Genomic DNA, 25,740 nt, shown 5'->3' with positions numbered 1-25,740 from the left:
CCTGTGGGAGCTGGCTTGCCAGCGATGAACGATAACGCAATCCACCTGCTGGAACACAAGCGCCCTACGGTGCTTGCCATCGCCCTGACGTTAACGTAAACATTGGCGTCAGGGCGCTGATGTAAAAAAGCGCAAAGCGGACCGCTCCGGAGCGCTTGATGACTCTTATAAAAACAACCGATCCCAAGTCTCACCACGAAGCCCGGCTGGCCCGGGAAAAACTCCATCTTGAAGGGCAGGTCCCGGATGGCGTGTTGCGTGCGGAGATCGATGCTTCGTGGCGGCGCAGTCTGAGCCACGGCGTGCATTTCAATGGCAAGCATGAGCTGGCGCTGGAATCGAGTGCCAGTCTCGATGTGTTGCTGGCGAGCAATCGCCTGCTGATCGATGCGGCGATACCGGCCATCGACTACCTGGCCGAACGTCAGGGCAAGGAAGGGCTGATCATCCTTGCCAATTCCGACGCCACCATCCTTGCGGTGGAGGGCCGTGCCGACCGGCTCAAGGGCAGCGGCCTGCAGGACATCACCCTCGGCGCCTGCTGGAGCGAAGCCGCCCGTGGCACCAACGCCCTCGGCACGGCGCTGGTCGAAGCGCGGCCCACCCTGATCGACTGCGGCGAACATTACCTCGACCGCCTCACCGATTTTTCCTGCACCTCGGTGCCGATTCATTGCCCCCAGGGCGAGATTCTTGGCGTCCTTGACCTGACCCGCGAAGGCCCTCTCGGCCGCGTCCACGACAGCACCGCGCTGCTGAGCATGGCGGTCAGCCAGATCGAGAGCCGGGTGTTCAACAACAGTTTTCCCGATCAGATCGTCCTCGCCTTCCACAGTCGCCGGCAGTATCTGGAATCGCCGTGGCAAGGGCTGCTGGCGGTGAGTCTCGGCGGGCAGATTCTGGCGGTCAGCGCCCAGGCTTGTCAGTTGCTGCGGGCCGAGCGTTCGGCACTGGTCGGGCGGCGTTGCGAAGAATTCCTCGGGGTCGATGGCGTGCAATTGTTGACCCGTCTGCAACAGGGCGGCGTCGGCAGCGTGCAGACCGCCAAGGGCGAATTTTTCTACAAGACCCTGCGAGCTCCGGCGCGCTCCGTCAACCTCGGCGGCCCGCCGCGCAGCGTGGCGAAAACCGCCAAGGCGCAACCGGATCTAGAAGCACTGGCCGGCAACAACGCCCGATACGCCCGAGCATTGCGCATGGCCCGTCAAGGTCTGGCCAATGAACTGCCGGTATTGCTGCTCGGCGAAACCGGCACCGGTAAAGAAGTGATCGCCCGCGCCCTGCACCTGGCCGGCAGCCGCAGCGACAAACCCTTTGTGGCCGTGAACTGCGCGGCGATTCCCGAAGGCCTGATCGAGTCGGAACTGTTCGGCTACCGCGAAGGCGCATTCACCGGATCGCGCCGTGGCGGCATGATCGGGCGCCTGCAACAGGCCCACGGTGGCACGCTGTTCCTCGACGAAATCGGCGACATGCCACTGGCCCTGCAGGCGCGTTTGCTGCGCGTTTTGCAGGACCGCAAAGTCGCGCCGCTGGGGGCCGGGGAGGAGCAGGACATCGACGTCGCACTGATCTGCGCCACCCACCGCGACCTCAAGCGTCAGGTGGAAGACAAGCAATTTCGCGAGGATCTGTTTTACCGGGTCAACGGCATCAGCGTGATGCTCCCTGCCCTGCGCGAACGCGATGACTTCAGCGCGCTGGTCGCTCGCCTGCTGGGCAAACTCGACGCACCGAACGCCGTGTTGCACGACGACCTCAATCGCCTGCTCGGCGCTTACCACTGGCCGGGCAACATCCGCCAACTGGAAATGGTGTTGCGCACCGCGCTGGCGATGCGTGAGCCGGGGGAGACGGTGCTGACCCTCGATCACCTGCCCGACAGCATGCTCGACGAACTCTCCGCCACCGAGAAACCCCAGACCGGCAGTATTCGCGAAAACGAACTGGAGATGATCCGACAGTCCCTCGACACCCATCAGGGCAATGTCTCGGCCGCCGCCGACGCCCTCGGCATCAGCCGCGCGACCCTGTACCGCAAACTCAAACAGTTGCGCTCGTGATGCAGCGCCTGTTCGTGCGGCTGATCGACAGCCAGAACCCCGCCGCGCTGCAAGCGGCCTTGCGCTGGTTGTATGGGTTTGTGCGGCCGCAGCGGTTGGCGATTGCCGGCCTGCTCGGTCTTTCGGTGTGTGCGTCGCTGCTGGTGCTGGTGCAGCCGTGGCTGGTCAAGTTGCTGATCGACGACGGGCTGCTGGCGCGCAACTTTCCGATGCTGGTGCTGATCGCCGTGTTGATGATCATCGCAGGATTGCTTGGGACCACGTTGTCGGGGATCAACCGCTATCTGCACACGCGGCTGTCCGGGCGGATTCTGTTTGCCCTGCGCGATGATCTTTACCGGCATCTGCAGAAGCTTTCGCCGAGCTTCTACGGCCAGCGGCGGATCGGCGATCTGATGTCGCGGCTCGACGGCGATGTGGCAGAGATTCAGCGCTTTGCCGTGGACTCGTTGTTCTCGGCGGTGTCGAGTGTGATCGGCCTGGTGGTGGCGATCGCGATGCTGTTCACGCTGTCGTGGAAACTCTCGCTGCTGGCGCTGGTACTGATCCCGCTCGACGTGCTCTGGCTGCGCTGGATGCGGCGCAAGGTCGAGCGCGATGTGCGGCAGTTGCGCGAGCGTTCGGCGGACATGTCGTCGTTCATGGTCGAGACCCTGCCGGTGATGAAATTCATCCAGTCCGCCGGCCAGCAGCAGCGTGAAGCACGGCGTCTGGAAAGCCTCGGGCAAGGCTACATGAACCAGTTGCTGCGCCTGCAAGTCACCGAATTTTTTACCCAGGCTGTGCCCGGTACGTTGACCTCGCTGTCCCGCGCCTGCGCGTTTTTGATTGGCGGTTATTGGGTGGTGCAGGGCACCTGGCAACTCGGTGCGCTGATCGCGTTTTCCACTTATCTGGGAATGGCGGTCGGGCCGGTGCAGAGCCTGTTGGGGCTGTACGTGGCGATCCAGCGCATGACCGTCAGCCTCGGGCGGGTCATGGAGTTGCGCGGCGAAGAACCCACGGTGTTTTCACCGGTCACGCCGAAGCCTTTTCCCACCTCCGGCGAGTTGCGTTTCGATACGGTGCACTTCAGCCATCCGGGCCGCCCAAGTACGTTGAGCGGGATCGAGGCGACGATTCCCTACGGTTTGAAAGTCGCCTTGAGCGGCGGCTCCGGCGTCGGCAAATCGACGCTGATCGATCTGCTGCAACGGCATCACGATCCACAGTCCGGGCGGGTGCTGCTTGGCGAAGTGGATCTGCGTGAACTGGAACTGTTCGAACTGCGCCGACGGATCGCCGTGGTCAGTCAGGACATCGTGCTGTTTCGCGGCAGTCTCGCCGACAACCTGGCTTACGCAGTGCCGGACGCCAGCCGCGAAGCCATCGCCGAAGTCGCACGGCTGGCGCAACTCGACAGCCTGATCGCGTCATTGCCCGAAGGCCTCGACAGCCCGCTGGGCGAGCGCGGTCAGCAGTTGTCCGGCGGACAGAAACAGCGGATCGCGATTGCCCGGGCGTTGTTGCAGGATCCGTTGATTCTGGTGCTCGACGAAGCCACGTCGGCAGTCGACGAAACCACTGAACGAGAGGTGATCGAAGCCATCGACCGGTTGTTTGCCGGGCGCACGCGGATTCTGATCAGCCATCGTCCGTCGACCCTGGCCGATGCCGACCTGCGTTTCGAATTGATCGACGGTGTGCTCATTTCAAAAGCGGTGCTGCATGAAGCCTGAGTTGCGGATCGGTGTGGTCGATAGCGGGCACTCGGCGGCGCAACGGGTGCAGGTGATTGCCGGGCGGCGATTCTCGTTGCTGGAGGATGGTCTGGCGGAATCGGATTTGCGCGACGATCCCCTTGGCCATGGTAGCGCGGTGATCGAGGCGATCAGTCGACGGGCACCGGCCGCACAGATTTGCGTGGCCCAGGTGTTCGATCAGCGCGGCGTCACCAGCGCTTTGCAGATTTCAGCAGCCATTGACTGGCTGGTGACGCAGGACGTGCGGCTGATCAATCTGAGCCTCGGCCTGCGTCAGGATCGCAGCCTGTTGCGCGAGGCCTGCGCGGCGGCGGTGGCCCGTGGAGTGTTGTTGTGTGCATCGAGCCCGGCGCAGGGCGCAGCGGTGTTTCCAGCGAGTTATCCGCAGGTGCTGCGGGTGACTGGCGATGCCCGTTGCACTGATGAGCAATGGTCGTGGCTCGACAGCGCGCAGGCGGATTTTGCCGCGTGTGTTCGCGGCACTTATCCGGGTCAGTCCGGGGCCAGTCTGGGGTGTGCCGCGTTGAGCGGTCACATCGCCGGCTATCTGCTGGAGCATCCGCTGGCGGGCAATGCCGAACTCATCGATTGGTTGAAACAGCACGCTCGTTATCGCGGGCCGGAACGGCGTCTCGGACCATGACTTCAATCCTTATTCTCGGTGCCGGACCGGCCGGCGCGGCGGTCGCGTTGGGGCTGCGACGGCTGGGTTACGCCGTGACGCTGGTCAGCGAATGGCGGCGGTTTGCGGCGCTCGAAGGCGTGTCGCAACGGGTGCTGGATGCGCTGCGCGGTGCCGGGTTGAATCACGCTTTGGCGAATGCCACGTTGCCGTCCCAAAGGCAGGTTTCGTGGAACGGCCAGCAGCATGCGCAGAACATCGAGTTTCTGCTGGATCGCCCGACCTTTGATCGCGGTTTGCGTGAAGATCTGCGGGTCTCCGGGGTGGAGGTGATTGAAGGACGAATCCTGAATGTTCAGTCCTCGGCGGACGGCCATCGGGTCGATCTCGACAGCGGCCAGAGGCTGGCGGCGGATTTTCTGGTGGAAGCCCGTGGGCGGCAGGCACCGGCATCCGGCAAAGGTCTGCGTGGGCCAGAGACGGTCAGCCTGCTCAATCGCTGGCAAGGTGCGCCTGGTGTGACTGCCAGTGCTGTGGAAAGCCTTGAAGACGGTTGGGCGTGGATGGCCCGACGGGACGACGGCCAATGTTATTGGCAATGGACCGTGGACGTGGCCAGCGCCGGGTTGCCGGGCAAGGCGCATTTGCTCGACCACTGCCGTGCGCGGCGTCAGGCCTCGGATTTTGCTCAAGCGTTTTTTGCCGGCGGGCAGGAATTGGAGTTGCAACTGCACGCTCGCAGCAGCACCGCGATCCTTGCGCCGCAGGTCTGCGGCGAAAACTGGATTCGTGTTGGCGATGCGGCAATGGCGGTGGATCCGCTGTCGGGCAACGGGATTTTTCAGTCGTTGTCCTCGGCGTTGCAGGCGCCGGTGGTGATCAATACGCTGTTGCGCAAACCCGAACGGGCGGCGCTGGCGCAACGCTTTCACTGGCAGCGAGTCGAGCGACTGTTCTTACGATTTGCGCGGATTGGCCGGGACTTTTATGCCGACGAACAACGTTGGCTCGATCAACCATTCTGGCAGGCACGGCGGCAGTGGCCCGACACTGAAGTGGCCCATGCGGCAGCGGATTTTGCCGCGCTGCGCATCGAGCGGATGCCGGTGCTGCGTGACGGTTTTGTCGATGAGGCCGAGGTGGTGATCACGGCGGATCAGCCGCTGGGTATCTGGCATGTGCAAGGCGTGGAGCTGGCTGCGCTGGTGCGACGGCTAAGCGATGAGCCAGCGGATCAGGTGTTGGCGGGATTGACGCTTGAGCAGGGGCGGACGGTTCGCGGATGGTTGTTGGCTCAGGGTTTCAAACCCTGAGCCGTGAGCGCATTCATTACAACTTGATCAACACCGACTTCAACTCGGTGTAATGCTCGATCGCCGCATACCCCATCTCGCGCCCGACCCCGGACATCTTGTAGCCGCCAAACGGCAGTGCCGGGTCCAGCGCGCTGTGGCAGTTGACCCACACCGATCCTGACTTGATCCGCGGAATCATCCGGTGCACTGCCGCCAGGTCGTTCGACCAGATACTGGCGCCCAAGCCGTAGGGACTGTCATTGGCCATGCGCAGTGCATCCGCTTCGTCATCAAACGGAATCGCCACCAGCACCGGCCCGAAGATTTCCTCCTGGACCAGCGAATGCTGCTGATCGACATCGACAATCACCGTCGGTTTGACGAAGAACCCCGGCCCGAACTGCTCGCCGCCGCAGGCGATGGTCGCGCCGCTTTCCCGGCCCATTTCGATGTAGTTGTAGACCCGTTCCTGCTGGCGCGCGGAAATCAGCGGGCCCATATCGATGCTCGGGTCGAGACCGTTGCCGAGCTTCATGGCGTTGGCGATGTCGCTGATGTCGGCTACCACATTGTCGAAATGCTTGCGCTGCACATACAGCCTGGAGCCTGCGCAGCAGACCTGGCCCTGGTTGAAGAAAATCGCACTCGCCGCACCGGCTGCAGCGGTTTTCAGGTCGGCTTCGGCCATGACGATGGTCGGTGATTTGCCGCCCAGTTCCAGGGTGACCCGGGTCATCGAGTCCATGGCGATCTTGCCGATCTGCTTGCCGACGGCGGTGGAGCCGGTGAAGGTCAGCTTGTCGACCAGCGGGTTGTGAGTCAGGGCGGAGCCGGCCGTAATCCCGGTGCCGGTGACCACGTTGAACACGCCTTCCGGGTAACCCGCCTCCAGTACCAGCTCCGCCAGTTTCAGCGCGGTCAGCGGGGTTTCGTCGGCCGGTTTGAGCACCACGGTGCATCCGGTGGCCAGCGCCGGGCCGAGTTTCCAGCAGGCCAGCAACAGCGGGAAATTCCAGGCGACGATGGCGCCGACCACGCCGACTGCCTCGCGGCGGATGAAGCTGTGGAACTGATCGCCGGGCATCAGCGGCAACGAAACGTCGACGCTGGAACCTTCGATCTTGGTCGCCCAGCCGGCCATGTAGCGCAGGAAGTCGATGGCCAGTTGCACATCCATTACCTGCGCCACCGCCGCGCTCTTGCCGTTGTTCAGGCATTCCAGTTGCGCCAGAAGCTCGGCGTCGCGCTCCATCAGGTCGGCAAGTTTCCACAACAGGTTCTGCCGTTCGCGCGGGCGGGTGCGGCTCCAGGCGGAATCATCGAAGGCTTGCCGGGCAGCGAGCACCGCTCGGTCGACATCTTCCGGCGTGGCGCGAGGCACCACACACAGCACTTCACCGGTGGCCGGGTTGTGCAGCGGCATGGTCTGGCCGTCGGCGGCCTCGACCCAGTCGCCGCCGATCAGCATGCGCGGCGGGCGCTGGATGAAGGACGAAGTGGCAGGGAGCAGATAGGGCAGGGGCATGGCGAAACCTCTTGTTGTTCGATGGGATCGAGAGGGGCTTTCGCAATGGTTGTGCCAAATGCTCGAAGATGGCGCACAGCCCGGTTGCATGGGCGGAAGGAGGAAGAGTTTGAGTGGCAATGAGGGTGAATTTGTCTCAAAACGCGACACCCGTTGAGATGCAGGATACGCGTCCTACAAAGCCAACGCCGCTGTGACGGGGCTTGAGCAAAATCTGGCCGTTTCAGGTGTAGGAAAAGCCGCGCGTCTGACAGTTTTTACCGACTGGTGGAGGCATGAAGTACGAGCTAAGTTGCTTTGTGTATAGGGTTTTCCTGCCATGGATTTGGCGGGTCAGTGTCTTCACAGGGATGTCGATGAACAACTTAACCATTCGATGGCTTACCAATTTCATGATAGGCGTGGGGACTGGATTTCTGGTGACGGGGTTTGCGGCGCTGTTGATCGGCGATCTGACCGATGTCGATACGATTCGGGCGGGTGCCTTGATGGCTACCAGCAGTATTTTCCTGATCGCCACCTCTTTCGCAGTTGCCATGCTCGAGGATAAATCATGACGGCTTTAATTCTGTGTCTTTGGTCTTTGGGCTTTAGTTTGCTGATCACGTATGCGTTTTACCGGGAGCGTCGAATTCAAGCCGCCCGGCGTGATTCCGGGTCGTTGGCAGCCAAGGCCGACGCGAAGGGTGAATGTTCGATGGTTTGCGAATTCTGTGGGCGTTACAAGGTTCACCCGGACAACTCCGTTCGCTAGGCGCGGGTAAACAACCCATACAAGAGCCCCGTCATTGGCGGGGCTTGTTTTCGTGTGGGTTCGGCAGGCGTCACTCTTCTGGAGGTTTTTCATGAGGGATGCTGTCAGCTCCGGGTCATCTGTCGCGCGACGCAATGTCGCTGACGCCGCAACAACTATGCTTGTCTCAGACTGCAACAGCTGTCGCGAAATTGGACGCCGGCGAGCACCGCCGGCACCGCCACTTCACCTTGATCTTCACGTAACTGCTTGATTGAAAAGCTTATCGGCAAGCTGGCACGCTCCGTGTATTGCTCACCACAGACGTTTCGCTTGCCTCCGTTCGTGCATCGCCACGAACGGCAGAAACCATAAAAACGATAAGCCACAACAATAAGAAAGCACCGTGCGAGGTTCGACGTTGATGAAGAGAAAACTCCGATCAGGCATGAGCGCCAGTCTGCTGGCCGTGGCCGCATGCGTGGCCCTGCATTCGCCCCACAGCCTGGCAGCCCGCGACGCCCAGACCATCCTCAAGGAAACCTGCCAGGGCTGTCACACCCCTGAAGCCGGCGACCAGTTGAGCCGCATCAGCCACCAGCGCAAAACTCCGGAAGGCTGGCTGATGAGCATTGCCCGCATGCAGACCATGCACGGTCTGCAGATCAGCGATGAAGACCGTCGCACACTGGTCAAATACCTGGCCGACACCCAGGGCCTGGCGCCGAGCGAAACCGATGGCGTGCGTTACGCGCTCGAGCGCCGATTGAACACTGTCGAGCAGTTCGACGAGAAAACCGCGCAGATGTGTGGTCGTTGCCACTCCGGTGCGCGGGTCGCCCTGCAACGGCGTCCGGCTCAGGAATGGGAACGTCTGGTGAATTTCCACCTCGGCCAATGGCCGTCGCTGGAATACCAGGCGCTGGCTCGTGATCGTGACTGGTTCGATATCGCCCGCAAGGAAATGGTCCCGTTGTTGGCCAAGCGTTATCCGCTGGACAACCCGGCATGGCAGGCCTGGGTCAAAACCGCACCGAAAGCCGAAGCCCTGGTGGGCGACTGGAGCTTCAGCGGTCACCTGCCGGGCAAGGGAGAACTGGCCGGTATCATGAGCGTCACCGCCGATGGCAGCGACACCTTCAAGGTCGCGGTCAAAGGTCAGTACGCCGACGGCAGCCCGTTCAACGGCGATGGCAGCGCGATCCTCTACAGCGGTTACGAATGGCGCGGCAACGTGACCGTCGATGGCGTGACCATGCGTCAGGTGTTCGCCGCACAAGGCAACGCCATGCAAGGCCGGATGTTCGAGGCCGAGCACGATGAGCGCGGCCTGGACTTCGTCGCGGCCAAACAGGGTTCGCAGCGCTTGCTGGCGGTGCAGCCAGGTTATGTGAAGGCCGGCAGCGAAACCGAAGTGACCCTGATCGGCAGCGGTCTGAGCGGCAAACCGAACTTCGGCAAAGGCGTGGACGTGGTCGAAGTGGTCGAGCAGAACGCCGACCGGATCAAGGTCAAAGTCAAAGCGGCAGCCAATGCCCAGCCAGGCTTGCGCGCGGTCAGCGTCGGCAGCCTGAAAGGCCCGAGCCTGTCGGTGTACAGCAAGATTGCCTCGGTCAAAGTGGTGCCGGAGTTCTCGGTGGCACGGATCGGCGAAGGCGGCGGTTCGACACCGAAAGTCCAGGGCCGCTTCGACGCCGAAGCCTGGGGCAAGGGCGCCGATGGCAAGCCGTATCGCATCGGCGTGTTCCCGGCGCAATGGAAAGTCGAAGCCTTCGACGAGCGCGCCAAGGAGGACGAGGACGTCAAGTTCGCCGGCACCATGCAGGCAGACGCGGGCGTGTTCACTCCGGGCGATGCCGGGCCGAATCCGGCACGCAAGATGTCCACCAACAATGCCGGCAACCTCAAGGTGATCGCCGCCGTCGACGACGCGGGGAAATCCCTGACCGGCGAAGGCCACCTGATCGTCACCGTGCAACGCTGGAACAATCCACCCATTCCCTGATGTTGAAACGTGAGTTGTCCTGGGACACAGCGATTCAGAGACTTTTCGGAATGACCGCAAGTCCCCCAAGCGGGGCTTGCACAGGAGGTTTGCAATGGGCGCTATCTTGAATCTGGTCGAACGTAATCTGCACGAAGTGCACGTCGACGCCGACCGCATGCTGTTCCACATCCCCAGCAGTTCGCTGTTCGCCAGCGATGAGCTGACCGGCACCATCATCGATGCGTTGCGCGGCCCTGGCTGCTCCTCGGAAGACCTGATCCAGCGCCTCGGCGCGCGGTTCAACGGCGAGGAAATCAACGAGACCCTGCGCGAGCTGATCTCGCTGGAACTGGTCAGCGACGGCTCGCCTCTGACCCCGGACATCGCGGTCAAACGCGTCGAGCGCACGGCGATCAACACCGTGGTGCTCAACGTCAACACTGGCTGCAACCTGAGCTGCACCTACTGCTACAAGGAAGACCTCGACAAGCCGTCCGCCGGCAAGAAGATGGACGTCGAAACCGCCATCGCTTCGGTGGAAATGTTGCTGCGTGAGTCCCCCGACGAAGAGCGTTTTACCGTGGTGTTTTTCGGCGGCGAGCCGCTGAGCAATCGCAAGCTGATCGAGTACATGGTCGATTACTGCGAAAAGCGGTTTGCCGAGGCCGGCAAGTTCGTCGAGTTCGTGATGACCACCAACGCCACGCTGCTCACCGAAGAAACGGTCGACTACCTGAATGCTCACCGCTTCGGCTTGTCAGTGAGCATCGACGGGCCGAAAACCGTGCACGACCGCAACCGCATCACCGTGGGCGGGCAGGGCACCTATGACGTGGTGCGGCGCAAGGCCGAAATGTTGCTGTCGCGCTACAACAGCCGTCCGGTCGGCGCGCGGGTGACCCTGACCACCGGCGTCACCGACGTCGAAACCATTTGGGATCACCTGTTCAACGAACTGGGTTTTGCCGAAGTCGGATTTGCTCCGGTGACCTCCGGTGATATCAGCAGCTTCAACCTGACAACCGACGAATTGATCGAAGTGTTCGCCAGCATGAAACGCCTTGGCCGGCGTTATCTGGAAGCCGCGCTGGAACACCGCAACATCGGTTTTTCCAACCTGCATCAGTTGATCACCGACATCCACGAAGGCCACAAAAAGGCCCTGCCTTGCGGCGCCGGGCTGAAGATGCTGGCTGTTGATCACAAGGGCGAACTGAACCTGTGCCATCGCTTCACCGGTTCGTCGCTGCCAACCTTCGGCAACGTTCATAGCGGCGTGAAACAGGTCGAACTGAACGACTTCCTGTCCCAGCGCCTGGATCGCACCAATACCGGTTGCCATGACTGTCAGATCCGCAACTTGTGCTCTGGCGGCTGCTACCACGAGAGCTACGCCCGCTACGGCGACCCGGCCCACCCGACTTATCACTACTGCGAACTGATGCGTGACTGGGTCGATTTCGGCATCGAGGTCTACATCCGGATCATGGCCAACAACCCTGCGTTCATCAGCAGCTACATCACTCCGCGCAAGGCTCACTGATATGAAACATCTCAAGGCAATCAATAACAAAGCGTTGAAGCTGGATCAGGCCGCGGACGAAAACCGCATCGAAGAAGTGGTGGCGATGAGTTCCGTCGCCGGCTGTGCCTCGACCACCGACCCGGGTTGGGAAATCGATGCGTTCGGCGGGGTGTCGTCGTTGTGCCAGCCGATGGAGGCTGACCTCTACGGCTGCTCCGATCCGTGCTGGTGGCCGGCCCAGGTGCCGGACATGATGAGTACCTACCCGGACTGGAACAAGGATGCCCAGGCGTCCAACGACAACTGGCGCAACCTCGGCACTGTCTTCCCGAAAGACAAGTGATCCATAAAAAGAAGGATTCCAGCATGCCTAGCCTCAACAAAGCCTGCGGCATCGCCGCATTCGCGGTTCTGAGCGCCTGTTCGCTCCCGGTTCTGGCCGATGAAAACACCGCGCTGCAAGACGGTCACGAGTACATGTTGACCACCAACTACCCGAACAACCTGCACGTCATCGACCTGGCGACCGACAGCCTGTACAAGACCTGCAAGATGCCTGACGCCTTTGGCCCCGGCACCGTTCAGCTGTCGCCGGATCGCAAGACTGCGTACGTGCTGAACAACCATTACGCCGATGTCTACGGTGTCGAACTCGACAGCTGCAAGCAGGTGTTCCACGCCAGCATCACCCAGCAACCGGGGGAAAAGGCGCGGTCGATGTTCGCTTTCACCGTCAGCCATGACGGCAAGGAGCTGTACACCATCGCCAACCCGACCCAGATGCTCAATGACCGCTATGAGGTCAAACAACCGCGTCTGGATGTTTACGCCACCGATGCCGGAATGGACGCCAAACCGGTGCGCAGCTTTCCGGCGCCACGGCAGTTGACGATCATGCAGAGCGGCGATGACGGCACGCTCTATGTGGCCGGCGCTGATGTGTACAAGGTCGATGTGAAGAACGGCAAGTTCGACGTGCTGATCCCCAGTCGCCACTGGAAACGCCCGAACTACAGCGCGCCGGATGTGCTTTACGTGTGGAACCAGCAGACTTACCGCCACGATTTCTCGCTGCTGTACACGGCGGCAAAGTTCAAGGACAAGAAGCAGGATCCGGCCACGGCTGAATACCTGTACGGCTTGTTCAGCGTCGATCTGAAAACCGGCAAGACAGAAACCACCGACTTCGGGCCGTTGACCGAGATCTACTTCAGCGGCATGCGCTCGCCGAAGGATCCGAACCTGATGTTCGGCGTGCTCAATCGTCTGGCCAAGTACGACATCAAGCAGAAAAAGCTGATTCAGGCGGCGACACTGGATCATTCCTACTACTGCATTTCGTTCAACAAGGACGGCAGAAAGATTTATCTGGCCGGGACGTTCAACGACGTGGCGATCTTTGATGCAGAGACCATGAAGCAGACCGGCAGCATCAAGTTGCCGGGTGGGGATATGGCGATTACCACGGCGCAGATTTTTGTTCGGTAATTTTTACTGGCTGATCTGACGCCATCGCTGGCAAGCCAGCTCCCACAGGGATTTGTGCAGTTGCAGTTTTTTGTGATCGACACAAAACCTGTGGGAGCTGGCTTGCCAGCGATGAGGCCTTCAAAGGCTCGGAAAAATCAGGCCCCGGGCACCGGGCAGCTCATGTCACCTTCCTCACACTTCAAATACTGCTTGAGCGCCTCGGTTCGCGTCTTTGTCACCGAGGCGATGCAATTGTTGTAGATCAATGGATAAACACTCCCGCCTGCCACGCCGGATGCCGAAAACTTGCACTCGGCATCGCGAAACCCGATCCACGCCCGTTGCGCGCTCACCAGCAGTTTCTTGCCATCAGGGTTGTTCTTCAACCGGGCGGTAATCTGCTGATAAACCGTGTTCAACTCCTTGTCCGCCGCCTTGTTTTCCTGCCCGGCGCACTGATTCATCGTCGCCTGATCGCTGGCATTGGCGCAGTCCACGGCAGCGTGAGCAACAGAAGTGAAAAGAAAGGGTGTCAGGGCCAGAAGCAGGCGTGGGGACATGAGTCATCTCGCTTTGATGAATGAACGTGCAGGGCAGTTTAGCGACTTCGTGGCGCCATCAGGGTTTGTGCTGTCTCGATGCGTTGAGCAAGCGTTCGGCAGTCGCCGCGATTTCCTCTCCGTCATGCAGTTTTTCCAGCCACCGGAACGGGATTCCCTGCACGCCGTAATAGGCGCCGGCCAACTGGCCGACGATGGCAGCCGTGGTGTCCGCGTCATCGCCCAGATTCGCCGCCTGCAGGACCGACGCGGCAAAGCTGTCGGTGTGCTGGAAGCACCATAACGCTGCTTCCAGGGATTCGACGCAGTAGCCACTGCCGCGAATGTCGCGCTCGGTCTTGTTCAGGTACTCGCCCCGGGCAATCGCCGCCACCTTGGGTTGGCTGAAGGGTGTTTGCGGCAGGGTGCGCAGTTGCGCTTTCGATGCGCCTTCCAGGGCCTTGCCGACCAGTTCGGCAAACAGTTGGCAGCATTCGACGGCCTCGGGCGCCGCGTGCGTGGTGCGTGAACTGTCGGCGGCGAATCGCCTGGTTTTCCGGGCATCGGGGAAGTAAAACAGAACCACGGGCACCAGTCGCATCAACGAGCCATTACCTGCGCTGCAGGGATCGGTTGAGCCGGCAAACGGCTCTCCGGTGTGTTGATAGCGATCCAGCGCCTGACTCACGGTCATGCCGATATCGAAACATTCGCCGGTGGAACTCAGATAACCCCATTTCCACCAGTTCAGATAGCGGCCCATCTGGTCTGCGGCATCGAACGCGTTTTTGTTCAGCAGACTTTCCGCCAGGCACAATGCCATCGAGGTGTCGTCGGTCCATTGACCGGGTTTCAGGTGGAACGGGCCGCCACCGACCATGTCGGTCAGGGGCTGGAAGCTGCCGCGGGGCTGGAATTCGACGGTGGTTCCCACCGCATCGCCGCATGCCAGGCCGAGCAGGGCGCCACGGTAACGTTCGGGGAGGGAGGGCTGCATGATGACGTCCTTGTGTCGTTCAATTCGCTGCGAACGTTATCAGTTTCGCCGCGCTGATCCGTGCGCATTCTGACGAACCGGCGCCGCAAAATACTGCCGGATATTTCAATCAGAGCAGACCGTTGCACTGGATTGATACAACTTCGCATTGGACATGTGGTCATACAAGCCTACTGTTCAAAACAGGAGGTGACGTATGAAACCAGTACCCAACAGCTTTGAACGTAAGATCATGCTCAGGTCACCGCGCTCCCATGTCTGGCGCGCTCTGGTCGATGCCGAGGCGTTCGGCCAGTGGTTCGGCGTTGCGCTGGAGGGCCGGCGGTTTATCGCGGGCGAATGGACGCAAGGGCAGGTGACGTACCCCGGTTATGAACATGTGCTCTGGAATGTGCTGGTGGAGCGGGTCGAGCCCCAGCAGCTGTTCTCCTTCCGCTGGCACCCGTACGCGGTGAACCCGAAAATCGACTACTCCCAGGAACCGACCACGCTGGTCAAATTCGAATTGCAGGACTACGAGAGCGGCACGCTGCTGAAGGTCTCCGAGTCGGGTTTTGCGCATATTCCAGATGTGCGCCAGAAAGAGGCCTATTACATGGACAGTCGGGGCTGGGAGGAACAGCTGAGTCGACTTGAGCACTTCCTCACGGAGAGCGACCGGGCCCGCGAGCGTGACGGTGGCTGATCTCGAACTGTTCACGCCGTGGCTGGAACGCTGGGCGCTGACGCCGGACGGCGAGCCGATCATCACCCCGGGCAGCCGCCTGTTGCCGGTGCGTCAGGGCGATGTGCCGGCAATGCTGAAAGTCGCGGTGGACGACGAAGAAAAGTACGGCAACCTGCTGATGACCTGGTGGGACGGCGACGGTGCCGCCCTGGTGCTCGCTCATCACAAGGAGGGCCTGTTGCTGGAGCGGGCGATGGGCCAGCGTTCGTTGATGCACATGGCGCTCAACGACGAAGACGACGAGGCCACGCGGATCATGTGCCGAGCCTTGGCCCGGCTGCACGCACCGCGACCGACGCCACCACCGCCGTTGGTGGAACTGGCGCCGTGGTTCACCTCATTACGAGTGGCGGCGACCCGATACGGCGGCCCTTACGCCAATTGTCTGCAAACCGCCCAGACCTTGCTCGCCGAACCGCAGGACGTGGTGGTGCTGCACGGCGACATGCACCACGACAACGTCCTCGATTTCGGCCCACGGGGCTGGCTCGCGATCGACCCCAAGCGGGTGCGGGGCGAGCGCGGTTACGACTACGCCAACCTGATCTGCAACCCGGAATTGCCGACGGCGACCGATCCCGAACGCTTTCGGCGACAAGTCGACGTGATCTGCGAAGCAGCGGGAATCGAGCGAAAACGCCTGCTGCAATGGGTGCTGGCGTTCGCCGGACTGTCTGCCGCATGGTTTCTGGAGGATGACGAGCAAACTGCGGCAAAAGGACAGCTGAAAGTCGCCCGACTGGCGGCTTCTGCGCTCGATGCCTGACACGCCTAAGGGTTTTCGGAAGGCTCGCTATGGCGAATGTCTTACACGCGATGGTAGCTATTTCGACTATTGCCGATTGGATCCACAGCGTAATCTAGCCTCATCAACTGAAGCACAGGGAGTGTTTCAGGATCACGGATGATCGACCATTAGCAAGGATCGCTGCCGACAGGGAGTCGATAATGGTCTTGGGAAAAACCCGCTTCGGCGGGTTTTTTTTCGCCCGCAGAAAAGTGCCGTGCCCAAACAGAAACACCGCCGATCTGGCGGTGTTTTTGCATCTGCAGGTTTTACGAAGCGATCAACTGCCGCAACACGTAATGCAGGATCCCGCCGGACTTGAAGTACTCGACCTCGTTCAGGGTGTCGATGCGGCACAGCACTTCGATTTTTTCCTGACGCCCGTCTTCACGGGTGATGACCAACGTCAGGTTCATCCGAGGCGTCAGCTCGACGCCGCTCAGGCCTTGAATATCCAGGGTTTCCTTGCCAGTGAGGTTCAGGCTCTTGCGGTTCTGATCCAGCTTGAACTGCAACGGCAATACACCCATGCCCACCAGATTGGAGCGGTGGATCCGCTCGAAGCTTTCGGCAATCACCGCTTTCACCCCGAGCAGGTTGGTGCCCTTGGCGGCCCAGTCGCGGCTGGAGCCGGTGCCGTATTCTTGCCCGGCAATCACCACCAGCGGTGTTCCCGAGGCCTGATAGCGCATGGCCGCGTCATAGATCGCCAGTTTTTCGCCGCTCGGAATGTAGATCGTGTTGCCTCCTTCTTCGCCACCGAGCATTTCGTTGCGGATACGGATGTTGGCAAACGTGCCACGCATCATCACTTCATGATTGCCCCGGCGCGAGCCGTAGGAGTTGAAGTCCCGTGGCTCGACACCTTGCTCGCGCAAGTAACGCCCGGCCGGACTGTCCGCCTTGATGTTGCCGGCGGGGGAGATGTGGTCAGTGGTCACCGAATCGCCCAATAGCGCCAGCACTCGCGCACCTTTCACATCGGCGATCACCGGCAATGGCCCGGCAATGTCATCGAAGAACGGCGGATGCTGGATGTAGGTCGAATCCGCCTGCCAGACGTAAGTTGCGGCTTGCGGCACTTCGATGGCTTGCCACTGTTCGTCACCGGCAAACACCTCGGCGTATTCCTTGTGGAACATCGCCGTGTTGACCTGATTTACCGCGTCGGCGATTTCCTTGCTGCTCGGCCAGATATCACGCAGGTAAACCGCATTGCCTTGCTGGTCGTTACCCAGCGGTTCGCTGCTGATGTCGGTGCGCACACTGCCAGCCAGGGCGTAGGCGACCACCAGCGGAGGCGAGGCCAGCCAGTTGGTTTTCACCAATGGATGCACCCGGCCTTCGAAGTTGCGGTTGCCGGACAGCACCGACGCCACAGTCAGGTCGGCTTTCTGGATGGCTTTTTCGATCGGTTCCGGCAGCGGCCCGGAGTTGCCGATGCAAGTGGTGCAGCCGTATCCGACCAGCGAAAAGCCGAGCTGGTCGAGATACTGCGTCAACCCGGCGGCTTTGTAGTAATCGGTGACGACTTTCGAACCCGGTGCCAGTGAGCTTTTCACCCACGGCTTGCGGGTCAGGCCTTTTTCCACGGCTTTTTTCGCCAGCAGGCCAGCGGCCATCATCACGCTAGGGTTGGAGGTGTTGGTGCAGGAGGTGATCGCGGCAATCACCACGGCGCCGTTTTTCAGGCGATAGGTGTGGCCGTCGTACTCGTAATCGGTTTCGCCGACCAGATCGGCATTGCCCACCGCCACGCCACCGCCGCCTTCGCTTTCCAGACGTCCTTCGTCCTTGCTGACGGGTTTGAACTGCAAGTCGAGGAAGTCACTGAACGCCTGACCGACATTCGGCAGCGAGACGCGGTCCTGCGGGCGTTTCGGCCCGGCGAGGCTGGCTTCGACGCTGCCCATGTCCAGCGCCAGACTGTCGGTGAACACCGGTTCCTGCCCGGGCAGGCGCCACAGCCCTTGAGCCTTGGTGTAGGCCTCGACCAGTTTTACCACTTCCGGCGGACGGCCGGAAAGGCGCAGGTATTCGAGGGTCACGTCATCCACCGGGAAGAAGCCGCAGGTCGCGCCATATTCCGGGGCCATGTTGGCGATGGTCGCGCGATCAGCCAGTGGCAGGTCGGCGAGACCATCGCCATAGAACTCGACGAATTTACCGACCACGCCTTTCTTGCGCAGCATCTGGGTCACGGTCAGCACCAGGTCGGTGGCGGTGATGCCTTCCTTGAGCTTGCCAGTGAGTTTGAAGCCGATCACTTCCGGAATCAGCATTGACACCGGTTGCCCGAGCATCGCGGCTTCCGCCTCGATCCCGCCGACGCCCCAGCCGAGTACGCCGAGGCCGTTGATCATCGTGGTGTGGGAGTCGGTGCCGACCAGCGTGTCGGGGAAGGCGTACGTGCGGCCGTCTTCGTCCTTGGTCCACACCGTACGCCCGAGGTATTCGAGGTTGACCTGGTGGCAGATCCCGGTGCCCGGCGGCACCACGCTGAAGTTGTCGAAGGCGCTTTGGCCCCAGCGCAGGAAGGCGTAGCGCTCGCCGTTGCGCTGCATTTCGATATCGACGTTCTGTTCGAAGGCGCTGGCGCTGCCGAATTTGTCGACCATCACCGAGTGGTCGATCACCAGATCCACCGGCGACAGCGGGTTGATTCTTTGCGGATCACCGCCGGCCTTGGCCATGGCGGCGCGCATCGCGGCCAGATCAACCACAGCAGGTACGCCGGTAAAGTCTTGCATCAATACGCGGGCAGGGCGGTACTGGATTTCCCGGTCGGAGCGGCGCTCCTTGAGCCACGCGGCAATCGCCTTGAGGTCGGCGCCGGTGACGGTTTTTTCGTCTTCCCAGCGCAGCAGGTTTTCCAGCAGGACTTTCAGCGACATGGGCAGTTTGTCGATATTGCCCAGGCTTTTGGCGGCATCCGGCAGGCTGAAATAGTGGTAAGTCTTGTCGTCTATCTTCAGTGTTTTAAGGGTGTTCAGGCTATCAAGGGACGGCATTACGATCACTCCTTTGAGTCCGCACGGCTACGGACTGAGGGGACGGGCAGAGCTATCAACGTAGCCCTGTTTTCAGTAGCTGGCTAATAACTGGACTCTATGGGCAAGTCCAAGGTTCCGACATGGGCTATCATGCGCCGGTTTTCGTGACAGGCTTTGCTTCAACGCAGGTCTGGGCATCGCGCAGGGGATGAATGATCGCCCTCTGCCCAGGAGTAAGAATGAACACCCTATTCATGCATTGCCGGCCAGGCTTCGAAGGCGAAGTCTGCTCGGAGATTTCCGACCTCGCCGCCCGACTGAATGTGGCCGGCTACGCCAAGGCCAAACCGGCCACCGCTTGCGCCGAGTTCGTCTGCACCGAAGAAGACGGCGCCGAGCGCCTGATGCGTGGCCAGCGTTTCGCCGAGCTGATCTTCCCGCGCCAGTGGGCACGTGGACTTTTCATCGATCTGCCGGAAAACGACCGCATCAGCGTGATCCTCGCGCACATGGCTGAGTTCCCGGTGTGCGGCAGCCTGTGGCTGGAGGTCGTCGACACCAACGACGGCAAGGAACTGTCGAATTTCTGCAAGAAGTTCGAAGGCCCGCTGCGCAAGGCCCTGACCGGCGCCGGCAAACTGGTGGAGGACGCCAGCAAGCCGCGTCTGCTGCTGACCTTCAAGAGCGGCCGTGAAGTGTTTCTCGGTCTGGCCGACGCCGGTAACTCGGCGATGTGGCCGATGGGCATTCCGCGCCTGAAGTTCCCGCGCGAGGCGCCGAGCCGTTCGACCCTGAAACTGGAAGAGGCCTGGCACCACTTCATCCCTCGCGATCAGTGGGAAGATCGCCTGCACAGCGACATGACCGGCGTCGACCTCGGCGCGGCGCCGGGCGGCTGGACCTGGCAACTGGTCAATCGCGGCATGCTGGTGACCGCCATCGACAACGGCCCGATGGCCGAAAGCCTGATGGACACCGGCCTGGTGCAGCACTTGATGGCCGACGGTTTCACCTTCAAACCCAAGCAGCCGGTGGACTGGATGGTCTGCGACATCGTCGAGAAACCGGCGCGCAACGCCGCGATGCTCGAAGAGTGGATCGGCGAGGGCCATTGCCGGGAGGCGGTGGTCAACCTGAAGCTGCCGATGAAGCAGCGTTACGCCGAAGTGAAGCGCTTGCTCGAGCGTATCGCCGACGGTTTCAAGGCCCGCGGCATCAAGGTCGACATCGGCTGCAAGCAGCTGTACCACGACCGCGAGGAAGTGACCTGCCATTTGCGCCGCCATGACGTGAAGAAAGCCAAAGCCCGCTGAGCGCGCGACAGGTGACCGAACACCCGGCATTGGGCGACAATGCCGGCCAGTTTCAGGAGTGAATCATGAGTGAAATGATCGATACGCCGGTCGACGGCACCCTCGACGCCACGGGCCTCAACTGTCCGGAGCCGGTGATGATGCTGCACCAGCACATCCGTGACCTGGTGCCTGGCGGCCTGCTCAAGGTGATCGCCACCGACCCGTCGACCCGTCGCGACATCCCCAAATTCTGCGTGTTTCTCGACCATGAACTGGTGGGGCAGCACGAAGAGGCCGGGACCTATCTGTACTGGATCCGCAAGAAGTCCGGTTGATCGGAAGGCAAAAAAAAGACCTGCATGTGCAGGTCTTTTTTATGGGCGATCAGCCCATCGAGCGGCTGATGCGAATGCGTTTGCGCGCACTGCGCGTCAGGCGGATCGACAGCATCAGCGCTGCGCAGCTGAGGCCGACAATCAGGCCTTCCCACAAGCCGCTCGGGCCGCGAGGTTCGCCGAGCCAGTCAGTCAGGCCGAGGGCGTAACCCACCGGTAGGCCGATGCCCCAATAGGCGAACAGGGTCAGGATCATCGTCACGCGAGTGTCCTGATAACCACGCAGGGCGCCGGCGGCGGTGACCTGGATCGCGTCGGAAAACTGGAACAGCGCCGAGTACACGATCAGCATCGCCGCGATGTGAATCACCATCGGATCGGAGGTATAGATCGCCGCAATGTTTTCACGCATCAGCAACATCATGCTCGCTGACAGGCAGGCGTAAGCCAGCGCGGTGCCCATGCCGACGCCCGCGGCGAAACGCGCTTCACGAGGTTCTTCACGGCCAAGGGCCTGACCGACCCGCACGGTCACGGCCATGCCCAGCGAGTACGGAATCATGAACACCAGCGAGCTGACGTTCAACGCGATCTGGTGCCCGGCCACCACGGTGGCGCCGAGGCTGCCGATCAGCAGCGCGATCACCGCGAAGATGCTCGACTCGGCAAACACCGCGACGCCGATTGGCAGACCGATGGCCAGCAAACGCTTGATCACCGCCCATTGCGGCCAGTCGAAACGGCTGAACAGTTCGCTCGACTTGTAGGCCGGGGCCCAGCGCTCGTAACCAGCCAGGCCCAGCGCCATCACCCACATCACGATGGCCGTGGCCCAGCCGCAGCCAACGCCGCCCATGGCCGGCACGCCGAAGTGGCCATAAATGAACACGTAGTTGAGCGGGATGTTCAGCGCCAGACCGCACAATCCCAGCACCATCGCCGGGCGGGTGCGGCCGAGGCCGTCACTGGTGCAGCGCAGCACATGGTAGAAAGCCACGGCCGGCAGACCGCTGGCGATGCCGTGCAGGTACTGCATGCACGGACCGATCAGCTCCGGATCGACTTTCATCAGGTGCAGGATCGGTTCGGCGCTGAACAGCATGGTGGTCGCCATCAGGCCCACCACCAGTGCGAGCCACAAGGCCTGACGCACGATCGGGCCGATTTCGCTGTGGGTGCCGGCGCCGAAGCGCTGGGCGACTTTCGGCGTGGTGGCCAGCAGGGTGCCGGTCATCAGCAGGAACACCGGCACCCAGATCGAGTTGCCCAGCGCCACGGCCGCCAGATCCTTGGGCCCCACGCGCCCGGCCATCACCGCATCGACGAAGCCCATGGCGGTGGTTGCCAGCTGCGCGATCATGATCGGCAGGGCCAGGCCGAGCAGATTCTTCAGCTCCAGGCGAACCCGGGCAGGGCGGTTGAGGGAAACGGCAGCAGGGCGGTCAGTCACGGAATTCACAGGCAAAGCGTCCACAGGGGTTGATGCGCAAGGCCGGGCATTCTACGCCGCTGACGTTATGGTCAGGAAAAATCCTCTGTTGCGGATTTGTAATCGCGGCGCCTCATCAAGAAATTAAAGCCTGCTGGCTCATCGCAGTGCCAGCGCCTACACTGCCGATCCGCCCAAGGAGCCCCGCCATGCTGATTGTTGCCGACGAAAATATCCCGCTGCTCGATGCCTTTTTTGCCGGTTTCGGCGAGATCCGCCGAGTGCCAGGCCGTTCCATCGACGGGGCCACGGTCGAACAGGCCGACGTGCTGCTGGTGCGTTCGGTGACCAACGTCAACCGCGCATTGCTGGAAGGCAGCAAGGTGCGCTTTGTCGGCACCTGCACCATCGGCACCGATCACCTGGATCTCGATTACTTCAACGAGGCCGGCATCACCTGGTCCAGCGCGCCCGGCTGCAATGCCCGGGGCGTGGTCGATTACGTGCTCGGCAGCCTGATGACCCTGGCCGAAATCGAAGGCGTCGATTTGAGTGAACGCACTTACGGCGTGATCGGTGCCGGTGAAGTCGGCGGTCGCCTGATCAAGGTGCTCAAAGGCCTGGGCTGGAACGTGAAAGTCTGTGACCCGCCACGTCAGGCGGCCGAGGGCGGTGACTATGTCAGCCTGGAGCAGATCATCGCGCAGTGCGATGTGATCAGCCTGCACACCCCGTTGACCCGCAGCGGCGACGGCGCGACCTGGCATCTATTCGACGAGCAGCGTTTGCAGCAGCTCAAGCCCGGCGCCTGGTTGATCAACGCGGCTCGCGGTCCGGTGGTGGATAACACCGCGTTGCGCGAAGTGCTGCTGGAGCGTGAAGACCTGCAAGCGGTGCTGGATGTCTGGGAAGCTGAGCCGCAGGTCGATGTGGCGCTGGCCGAACTCTGCGTGCTGGCAACGCCGCACATCGCCGGTTACAGCCTCGATGGCAAACAACGCGGCACGGCGCAGATCTATCAGGCTTACTGCGAATTTATCGGTGAGCCGGCCAGCATTCAGCTCGGTGATCTGCTGCCGGCACCGTGGCTGTCGGAAGTTTCGCTGCATGCCGACAGCGAACCGGCCTGGGCGCTGGCGATGTTGTGCCGCGGCGTGTACGACCCGCGTCGGGATGACGCGGATTTCCGTCGCACCCTGCTGGGCAGCGTCGGTGAGCAACGTGCCGCGTTTGATCTACTGCGCAAACAGTATCCGTCGCGACGCGAGATCGAAGGCTTGAAGGTGCGAGTCGAGGGCGATTCACCGGCCCTGCGCCAGATCGTGACGGCGCTGGGCGCTGTCGCCGTATAAACAACGGGCAGAAAAAACCCGGCCTGCAGAGGCCGGGTCAGGAAGACGGTGGCGATATCACTTTTGTTCGGCAGGCTTGACCAATCGCTGTTCCAGTTCGCGGCAAGCGTCCTGGATCATGTCTTCAGTGATCTCAATTTCACGCCCGTTTTCGTCGATGATCGAGCAACCCAGAGGTTGGCCGGGCTTGGTGCGGATCACTTCAATCTTGTCTTCGCTGCTGTTTTGCAAGGACATGGCCTGTCTCCTCATCAGGTTGTGTGCCTAGATTAAAACCGTCAGGTGACCAGGCTGTGACAACTCCCTGCGGTCGGTCCGGATCGGCATCTCCACTCAAACAGAAATGACCGTCTGTCTCAACCCGGACCTTAGACCAATAGCGTCTAGGGGGTAGTCTGGCCGGTCATATTTAACCTGACTCATTGTGATTTACAGAGTTCCACCCCATTGAGTCTGTAAGGCTGGCCCTATCCATCAGCACACGACGTGAACCTGAATGATCCCGATGCTTTCCTCGCGCCACCGCCGGGCCTTGCGCCTGACCAGTTCTTTCCTTGCCCCTTATCGTTGGCCGGCCTTTGGCGCACTGCTTGCGCTGATCCTCACGGCGGGCATCACCCTGTCGATGGGGCAGGGCATCAAGCTGCTGGTCGATCAAGGGTTCATGACCCAGTCGCCGCACTTGCTCAACCAATCCATCGGCCTGTTCATGCTGCTGGTGTTCGGCCTGGCGGTCGGCACCTTTGCGCGGTTTTATCTGGTGTCCTGGATCGGTGAGCGCGTGGTGGCGGACATCCGTCGACAGGTGTTCAACCATCTGGTGTACCTGCATCCCGGGTTCTATGAGGACAACCGCAGCTCGGAAATCCAGTCGCGGCTGACCGCTGACACCACGCTGCTGCAATCGGTGATCGGCTCGTCGCTGTCGCTGTTCCTGCGTAATTTGCTGATGGTCATCGGCGGTGTGGTGCTGCTGTTCATCACCAACCCCAAACTCACCAGCATCGTAGTGATCGCGCTGCCATTGGTGATTGCGCCGATCCTGATTTTCGGCCGCCGGGTGCGTAATCTCTCCCGGCTGAGTCAGGACCGGATCGCCGACATTGGCAGTTATGTCTCGGAAACCCTCGGCCAGATCAAGACCGTGCAGGCCTACAACCATCAGGTGCAGGACGAACAGCGTTTCGCCAGCACCGTCGAGCAGGCGTTCGAAACCGCGCGCAAACGGATTTTCCAGCGTGCCTGGCTGATCACGCTGGTGATTGTGCTGGTGCTCGGCGCCGTCGCGGTGATGTTGTGGGTCGGCGGCATGGACGTGATTGCCGGGCGGATTTCTGCCGGTGAACTGGCGGCGTTCGTGTTCTACAGCCTGATCGTCGGCAGTGCGTTTGGCACGTTGAGCGAAGTGATTGGCGAGTTGCAGCGGGCGGCCGGCGCGGCCGAGCGCATCGCCGAACTGCTGCGTTCGGAGAACATCATTCAGCCCCCTGCCACGGGACTGGTGACGCTGCCGGAGCGGGTCAAAGGCCACTTGGAATTGCAGGATGTGCGTTTTTCCTACCCTTCGCGTCCCGAAAGCCTTGCCGTCGATGGCTTGAGCCTGACGATCAATGCCGGCGAAACCCTTGCACTCGTGGGGCCGTCCGGCGCGGGCAAGTCCACGGTGTATGACTTGTTGCTGCGTTTCTACGATCCCCGGGAAGGGCGGATCCTGATCGATGGCGTGCCGCTGACCAGCCTCGATCCGCTGGACTTGCGTCGCTGCTTCGCACTGGTCTCGCAAACCCCGGCGCTGTTCTTCGGCAGTGTCGAAGAGAACATTCGCTATGGCTGCCCGACCGCTACGCTGGAGCAGGTGCGGGAGGCCGCGAAAATTGCTCACGCCCATGACTTCATCGAACAGATGCCCAATGGTTACCAGACCCATCTGGGTGACGGCGGTCTCGGCCTGTCAGGTGGACAACGCCAGCGCCTGGCCATCGCCCGGGCGCTGCTGGTCGACGCACCGATTCTGCTGCTCGACGAAGCCACCAGCGCCCTCGACGCCCAAAGCGAGCACCTGATCCAGCAAGCGCTGCCGAGCCTGATGCAAAACCGCACCACGCTGGTCATCGCCCACCGGTTGGCCACGGTGAAAAACGCCGACCGGATCGCGGTGATGGATCAGGGCAAACTGGTGGCGATCGGTACGCATCAGGAGCTGATCGCGAGCAATCCGCTGTATGCGCGGTTGGCGGCGTTGCAGTTCAGTGATGGTCAGAAAACACATTGAATAAGGCTGCCAAGCTCGATGGCATCGGGCACTATGGCGACCATTGAAATGC

At 61.5% G+C, this 25,740-nt stretch carries 21 protein-coding genes; 15 read left to right on the top strand and 6 right to left on the bottom strand.

Annotated elements, in window-relative coordinates:
- Window positions 1-158 precede the first annotated feature (158 nt).
- The 4 genes from IHQ43_RS19950 to qhpG are packed head-to-tail and all read left to right on the top strand — an operon-like array spanning window position 159 to window position 5,740.
- The gene (locus IHQ43_RS19950; protein WP_192561832.1) at window positions 159-2,063 is read left to right on the top strand and encodes a sigma-54-dependent Fis family transcriptional regulator; all 1,905 of its coding nucleotides are present in this window, start codon (window positions 159-161) and stop codon (window positions 2,061-2,063) included.
- Window positions 2,063-3,781: an ABC transporter ATP-binding protein gene (locus tag IHQ43_RS19945; RefSeq protein ID WP_192561831.1), complete on the top strand. Its 1,719-nt coding sequence runs from the start codon at window positions 2,063-2,065 to the stop codon at window positions 3,779-3,781. Before IHQ43_RS19950 ends, IHQ43_RS19945 begins: the two co-directional genes overlap by 1 nt.
- On the top strand, window positions 3,771-4,448 hold the full coding sequence (gene qhpE, locus IHQ43_RS19940) for a subtilisin-like serine protease QhpE (protein WP_192561830.1): 678 nt from the start codon (window positions 3,771-3,773) through the stop codon (window positions 4,446-4,448). The genes IHQ43_RS19945 and qhpE overlap by 11 nt, the downstream gene beginning before the upstream one ends.
- Window positions 4,445-5,740 carry a flavin-dependent monooxygenase QhpG gene (gene qhpG / locus IHQ43_RS19935; RefSeq protein WP_192561829.1) on the top strand — a complete coding sequence of 432 codons (1,296 nt, stop codon included), beginning with the start codon at window positions 4,445-4,447 and terminating at the stop codon, window positions 5,738-5,740. Before qhpE ends, qhpG begins: the two co-directional genes overlap by 4 nt.
- 16 nt (window positions 5,741-5,756) lie before the next feature.
- On the opposite strand, the gene IHQ43_RS19930 is transcribed toward qhpG, so the two are convergent.
- Complete coding sequence (locus IHQ43_RS19930) at window positions 5,757-7,247, bottom strand: aldehyde dehydrogenase family protein (protein ID WP_192561828.1); 1,491 nt, start codon at window positions 7,245-7,247, stop codon at window positions 5,757-5,759.
- Between the two features lie 356 nt (window positions 7,248-7,603).
- On the opposite strand from IHQ43_RS19930, the gene IHQ43_RS19925 reads away from it, so the two are divergent.
- The 5 genes from IHQ43_RS19925 (at window position 7,604) to peaD (ending at window position 12,980) form a co-directional block, all read left to right on the top strand.
- Complete coding sequence (locus IHQ43_RS19925; RefSeq protein WP_085686895.1) at window positions 7,604-7,804, top strand: hypothetical protein; 201 nt, start codon at window positions 7,604-7,606, stop codon at window positions 7,802-7,804.
- Window positions 7,805-8,404: 600 nt separating this feature from the next.
- The gene (peaA, locus tag IHQ43_RS19920) at window positions 8,405-9,985 is read left to right on the top strand and encodes a quinohemoprotein amine dehydrogenase subunit alpha (protein ID WP_192561827.1); all 1,581 of its coding nucleotides are present in this window, start codon (window positions 8,405-8,407) and stop codon (window positions 9,983-9,985) included.
- Between the two features lie 94 nt (window positions 9,986-10,079).
- Window positions 10,080-11,510: a quinohemoprotein amine dehydrogenase maturation protein gene (gene peaB, locus IHQ43_RS19915; protein ID WP_192561826.1), complete on the top strand. Its 1,431-nt coding sequence runs from the start codon at window positions 10,080-10,082 to the stop codon at window positions 11,508-11,510.
- 1 nt (window position 11,511) lies between these two features.
- Window positions 11,512-11,835: a quinohemoprotein amine dehydrogenase subunit gamma gene (gene qhpC / locus IHQ43_RS19910; protein ID WP_008016081.1), complete on the top strand. Its 324-nt coding sequence runs from the start codon at window positions 11,512-11,514 to the stop codon at window positions 11,833-11,835.
- Window positions 11,836-11,858: 23 nt separating this feature from the next.
- Window positions 11,859-12,980: a quinohemoprotein amine dehydrogenase subunit beta gene (gene peaD / locus IHQ43_RS19905; protein ID WP_192561825.1), complete on the top strand. Its 1,122-nt coding sequence runs from the start codon at window positions 11,859-11,861 to the stop codon at window positions 12,978-12,980.
- Window positions 12,981-13,117: 137 nt separating this feature from the next.
- Here the strand turns inward: peaD and IHQ43_RS19900 are convergent, their stop codons facing one another.
- Window positions 13,118-13,522, bottom strand: coding sequence for a lysozyme inhibitor LprI family protein (locus tag IHQ43_RS19900; RefSeq protein WP_192561824.1), 405 nt, complete (start codon window positions 13,520-13,522; stop codon window positions 13,118-13,120).
- A gap of 58 nt (window positions 13,523-13,580) precedes the next feature.
- Window positions 13,581-14,498: an ADP-ribosylglycohydrolase family protein gene (locus IHQ43_RS19895; RefSeq protein WP_192561823.1), complete on the bottom strand. Its 918-nt coding sequence runs from the start codon at window positions 14,496-14,498 to the stop codon at window positions 13,581-13,583.
- 196 nt (window positions 14,499-14,694) lie between these two features.
- On the opposite strand from IHQ43_RS19895, the gene IHQ43_RS19890 reads away from it, so the two are divergent.
- Together IHQ43_RS19890 and IHQ43_RS19885 are read left to right on the top strand one after the other, a co-directional pair.
- Window positions 14,695-15,183, top strand: coding sequence for an SRPBCC family protein (locus IHQ43_RS19890; protein WP_192561822.1), 489 nt, complete (start codon window positions 14,695-14,697; stop codon window positions 15,181-15,183).
- Window positions 15,176-15,991 carry an aminoglycoside phosphotransferase family protein gene (locus tag IHQ43_RS19885; RefSeq protein ID WP_192561821.1) on the top strand — a complete coding sequence of 272 codons (816 nt, stop codon included), beginning with the start codon at window positions 15,176-15,178 and terminating at the stop codon, window positions 15,989-15,991. The genes IHQ43_RS19890 and IHQ43_RS19885 overlap by 8 nt, the downstream gene beginning before the upstream one ends.
- Before the next feature lie 290 nt (window positions 15,992-16,281).
- Here IHQ43_RS19885 and acnA read toward each other — a convergent pair whose 3' ends face one another.
- Window positions 16,282-19,023 (bottom strand): aconitate hydratase AcnA, encoded by a 2,742-nt coding sequence (acnA, locus tag IHQ43_RS19880; protein WP_192561820.1) that lies wholly within the window; start codon window positions 19,021-19,023, stop codon window positions 16,282-16,284.
- Between the two features lie 221 nt (window positions 19,024-19,244).
- Between acnA and rlmM the strand changes: the two genes are divergently transcribed.
- Window positions 19,245-20,318, top strand: coding sequence for a 23S rRNA (cytidine(2498)-2'-O)-methyltransferase RlmM (gene rlmM, locus IHQ43_RS19875; protein ID WP_192561819.1), 1,074 nt, complete (start codon window positions 19,245-19,247; stop codon window positions 20,316-20,318).
- 65 nt (window positions 20,319-20,383) lie between these two features.
- The gene (gene tusA, locus IHQ43_RS19870) at window positions 20,384-20,635 is read left to right on the top strand and encodes a sulfurtransferase TusA (protein ID WP_007953079.1); all 252 of its coding nucleotides are present in this window, start codon (window positions 20,384-20,386) and stop codon (window positions 20,633-20,635) included.
- A gap of 49 nt (window positions 20,636-20,684) precedes the next feature.
- On the opposite strand, the gene IHQ43_RS19865 is transcribed toward tusA, so the two are convergent.
- Window positions 20,685-22,094 carry an MATE family efflux transporter gene (locus IHQ43_RS19865; RefSeq protein ID WP_192561818.1) on the bottom strand — a complete coding sequence of 470 codons (1,410 nt, stop codon included), beginning with the start codon at window positions 22,092-22,094 and terminating at the stop codon, window positions 20,685-20,687.
- A 179-nt stretch (window positions 22,095-22,273) separates the two neighbouring features.
- Here IHQ43_RS19865 and pdxB point away from each other — a divergent pair, with 179 nt between their 5' ends.
- Window positions 22,274-23,416 (top strand): 4-phosphoerythronate dehydrogenase PdxB, encoded by a 1,143-nt coding sequence (pdxB, locus tag IHQ43_RS19860; RefSeq protein ID WP_192561817.1) that lies wholly within the window; start codon window positions 22,274-22,276, stop codon window positions 23,414-23,416.
- 57 nt (window positions 23,417-23,473) lie between these two features.
- Here pdxB and IHQ43_RS19855 read toward each other — a convergent pair whose 3' ends face one another.
- The gene (locus IHQ43_RS19855) at window positions 23,474-23,653 is read right to left on the bottom strand and encodes a PA1571 family protein (RefSeq protein ID WP_085686838.1); all 180 of its coding nucleotides are present in this window, start codon (window positions 23,651-23,653) and stop codon (window positions 23,474-23,476) included.
- A gap of 259 nt (window positions 23,654-23,912) precedes the next feature.
- On the opposite strand from IHQ43_RS19855, the gene IHQ43_RS19850 reads away from it, so the two are divergent.
- Complete coding sequence (locus IHQ43_RS19850; RefSeq protein ID WP_192561816.1) at window positions 23,913-25,688, top strand: ABC transporter transmembrane domain-containing protein; 1,776 nt, start codon at window positions 23,913-23,915, stop codon at window positions 25,686-25,688.
- Window positions 25,689-25,740 lie beyond the last annotated feature (52 nt).

This window comes from Pseudomonas gozinkensis (genome assembly GCF_014863585.1).
Taxonomy (GTDB): Bacteria; Pseudomonadota; Gammaproteobacteria; order Pseudomonadales; family Pseudomonadaceae; genus Aquipseudomonas; species Aquipseudomonas gozinkensis.
The sequence above is the reverse complement of the archived record's forward strand: the minus strand, read 5'-3'. Positions and strand labels throughout refer to the sequence as shown.

Excerpts from the sequence above, each read along its gene's own strand:
- IHQ43_RS19950 (WP_192561832.1), top strand. The coding sequence starts at position 159 with ATGACTCTTATAAAAACAACCGATCCCAAGTCTCACCACGAAGCCCGG.
- IHQ43_RS19945 (WP_192561831.1), top strand. The coding sequence starts at position 2,063 with ATGCAGCGCCTGTTCGTGCGGCTGATCGACAGCCAGAACCCCGCCGCG.
- qhpE (WP_192561830.1), top strand. The coding sequence starts at position 3,771 with ATGAAGCCTGAGTTGCGGATCGGTGTGGTCGATAGCGGGCACTCGGCG.
- qhpG (WP_192561829.1), top strand. The coding sequence starts at position 4,445 with ATGACTTCAATCCTTATTCTCGGTGCCGGACCGGCCGGCGCGGCGGTC.
- IHQ43_RS19930 (WP_192561828.1), bottom strand. The coding sequence starts at position 7,247 with ATGCCCCTGCCCTATCTGCTCCCTGCCACTTCGTCCTTCATCCAGCGC.
- IHQ43_RS19925 (WP_085686895.1), top strand. The coding sequence starts at position 7,604 with ATGAACAACTTAACCATTCGATGGCTTACCAATTTCATGATAGGCGTG.
- peaA (WP_192561827.1), top strand. The coding sequence starts at position 8,405 with ATGAAGAGAAAACTCCGATCAGGCATGAGCGCCAGTCTGCTGGCCGTG.
- peaB (WP_192561826.1), top strand. The coding sequence starts at position 10,080 with ATGGGCGCTATCTTGAATCTGGTCGAACGTAATCTGCACGAAGTGCAC.
- qhpC (WP_008016081.1), top strand. The coding sequence starts at position 11,512 with ATGAAACATCTCAAGGCAATCAATAACAAAGCGTTGAAGCTGGATCAG.
- peaD (WP_192561825.1), top strand. The coding sequence starts at position 11,859 with ATGCCTAGCCTCAACAAAGCCTGCGGCATCGCCGCATTCGCGGTTCTG.
- IHQ43_RS19900 (WP_192561824.1), bottom strand. The coding sequence starts at position 13,522 with ATGTCCCCACGCCTGCTTCTGGCCCTGACACCCTTTCTTTTCACTTCT.
- IHQ43_RS19895 (WP_192561823.1), bottom strand. The coding sequence starts at position 14,498 with ATGCAGCCCTCCCTCCCCGAACGTTACCGTGGCGCCCTGCTCGGCCTG.
- IHQ43_RS19890 (WP_192561822.1), top strand. The coding sequence starts at position 14,695 with ATGAAACCAGTACCCAACAGCTTTGAACGTAAGATCATGCTCAGGTCA.
- acnA (WP_192561820.1), bottom strand. The coding sequence starts at position 19,023 with ATGCCGTCCCTTGATAGCCTGAACACCCTTAAAACACTGAAGATAGAC.
- rlmM (WP_192561819.1), top strand. The coding sequence starts at position 19,245 with ATGAACACCCTATTCATGCATTGCCGGCCAGGCTTCGAAGGCGAAGTC.
- tusA (WP_007953079.1), top strand. The coding sequence starts at position 20,384 with ATGAGTGAAATGATCGATACGCCGGTCGACGGCACCCTCGACGCCACG.
- pdxB (WP_192561817.1), top strand. The coding sequence starts at position 22,274 with ATGCTGATTGTTGCCGACGAAAATATCCCGCTGCTCGATGCCTTTTTT.
- IHQ43_RS19855 (WP_085686838.1), bottom strand. The coding sequence starts at position 23,653 with ATGTCCTTGCAAAACAGCAGCGAAGACAAGATTGAAGTGATCCGCACC.
- IHQ43_RS19850 (WP_192561816.1), top strand. The coding sequence starts at position 23,913 with ATGATCCCGATGCTTTCCTCGCGCCACCGCCGGGCCTTGCGCCTGACC.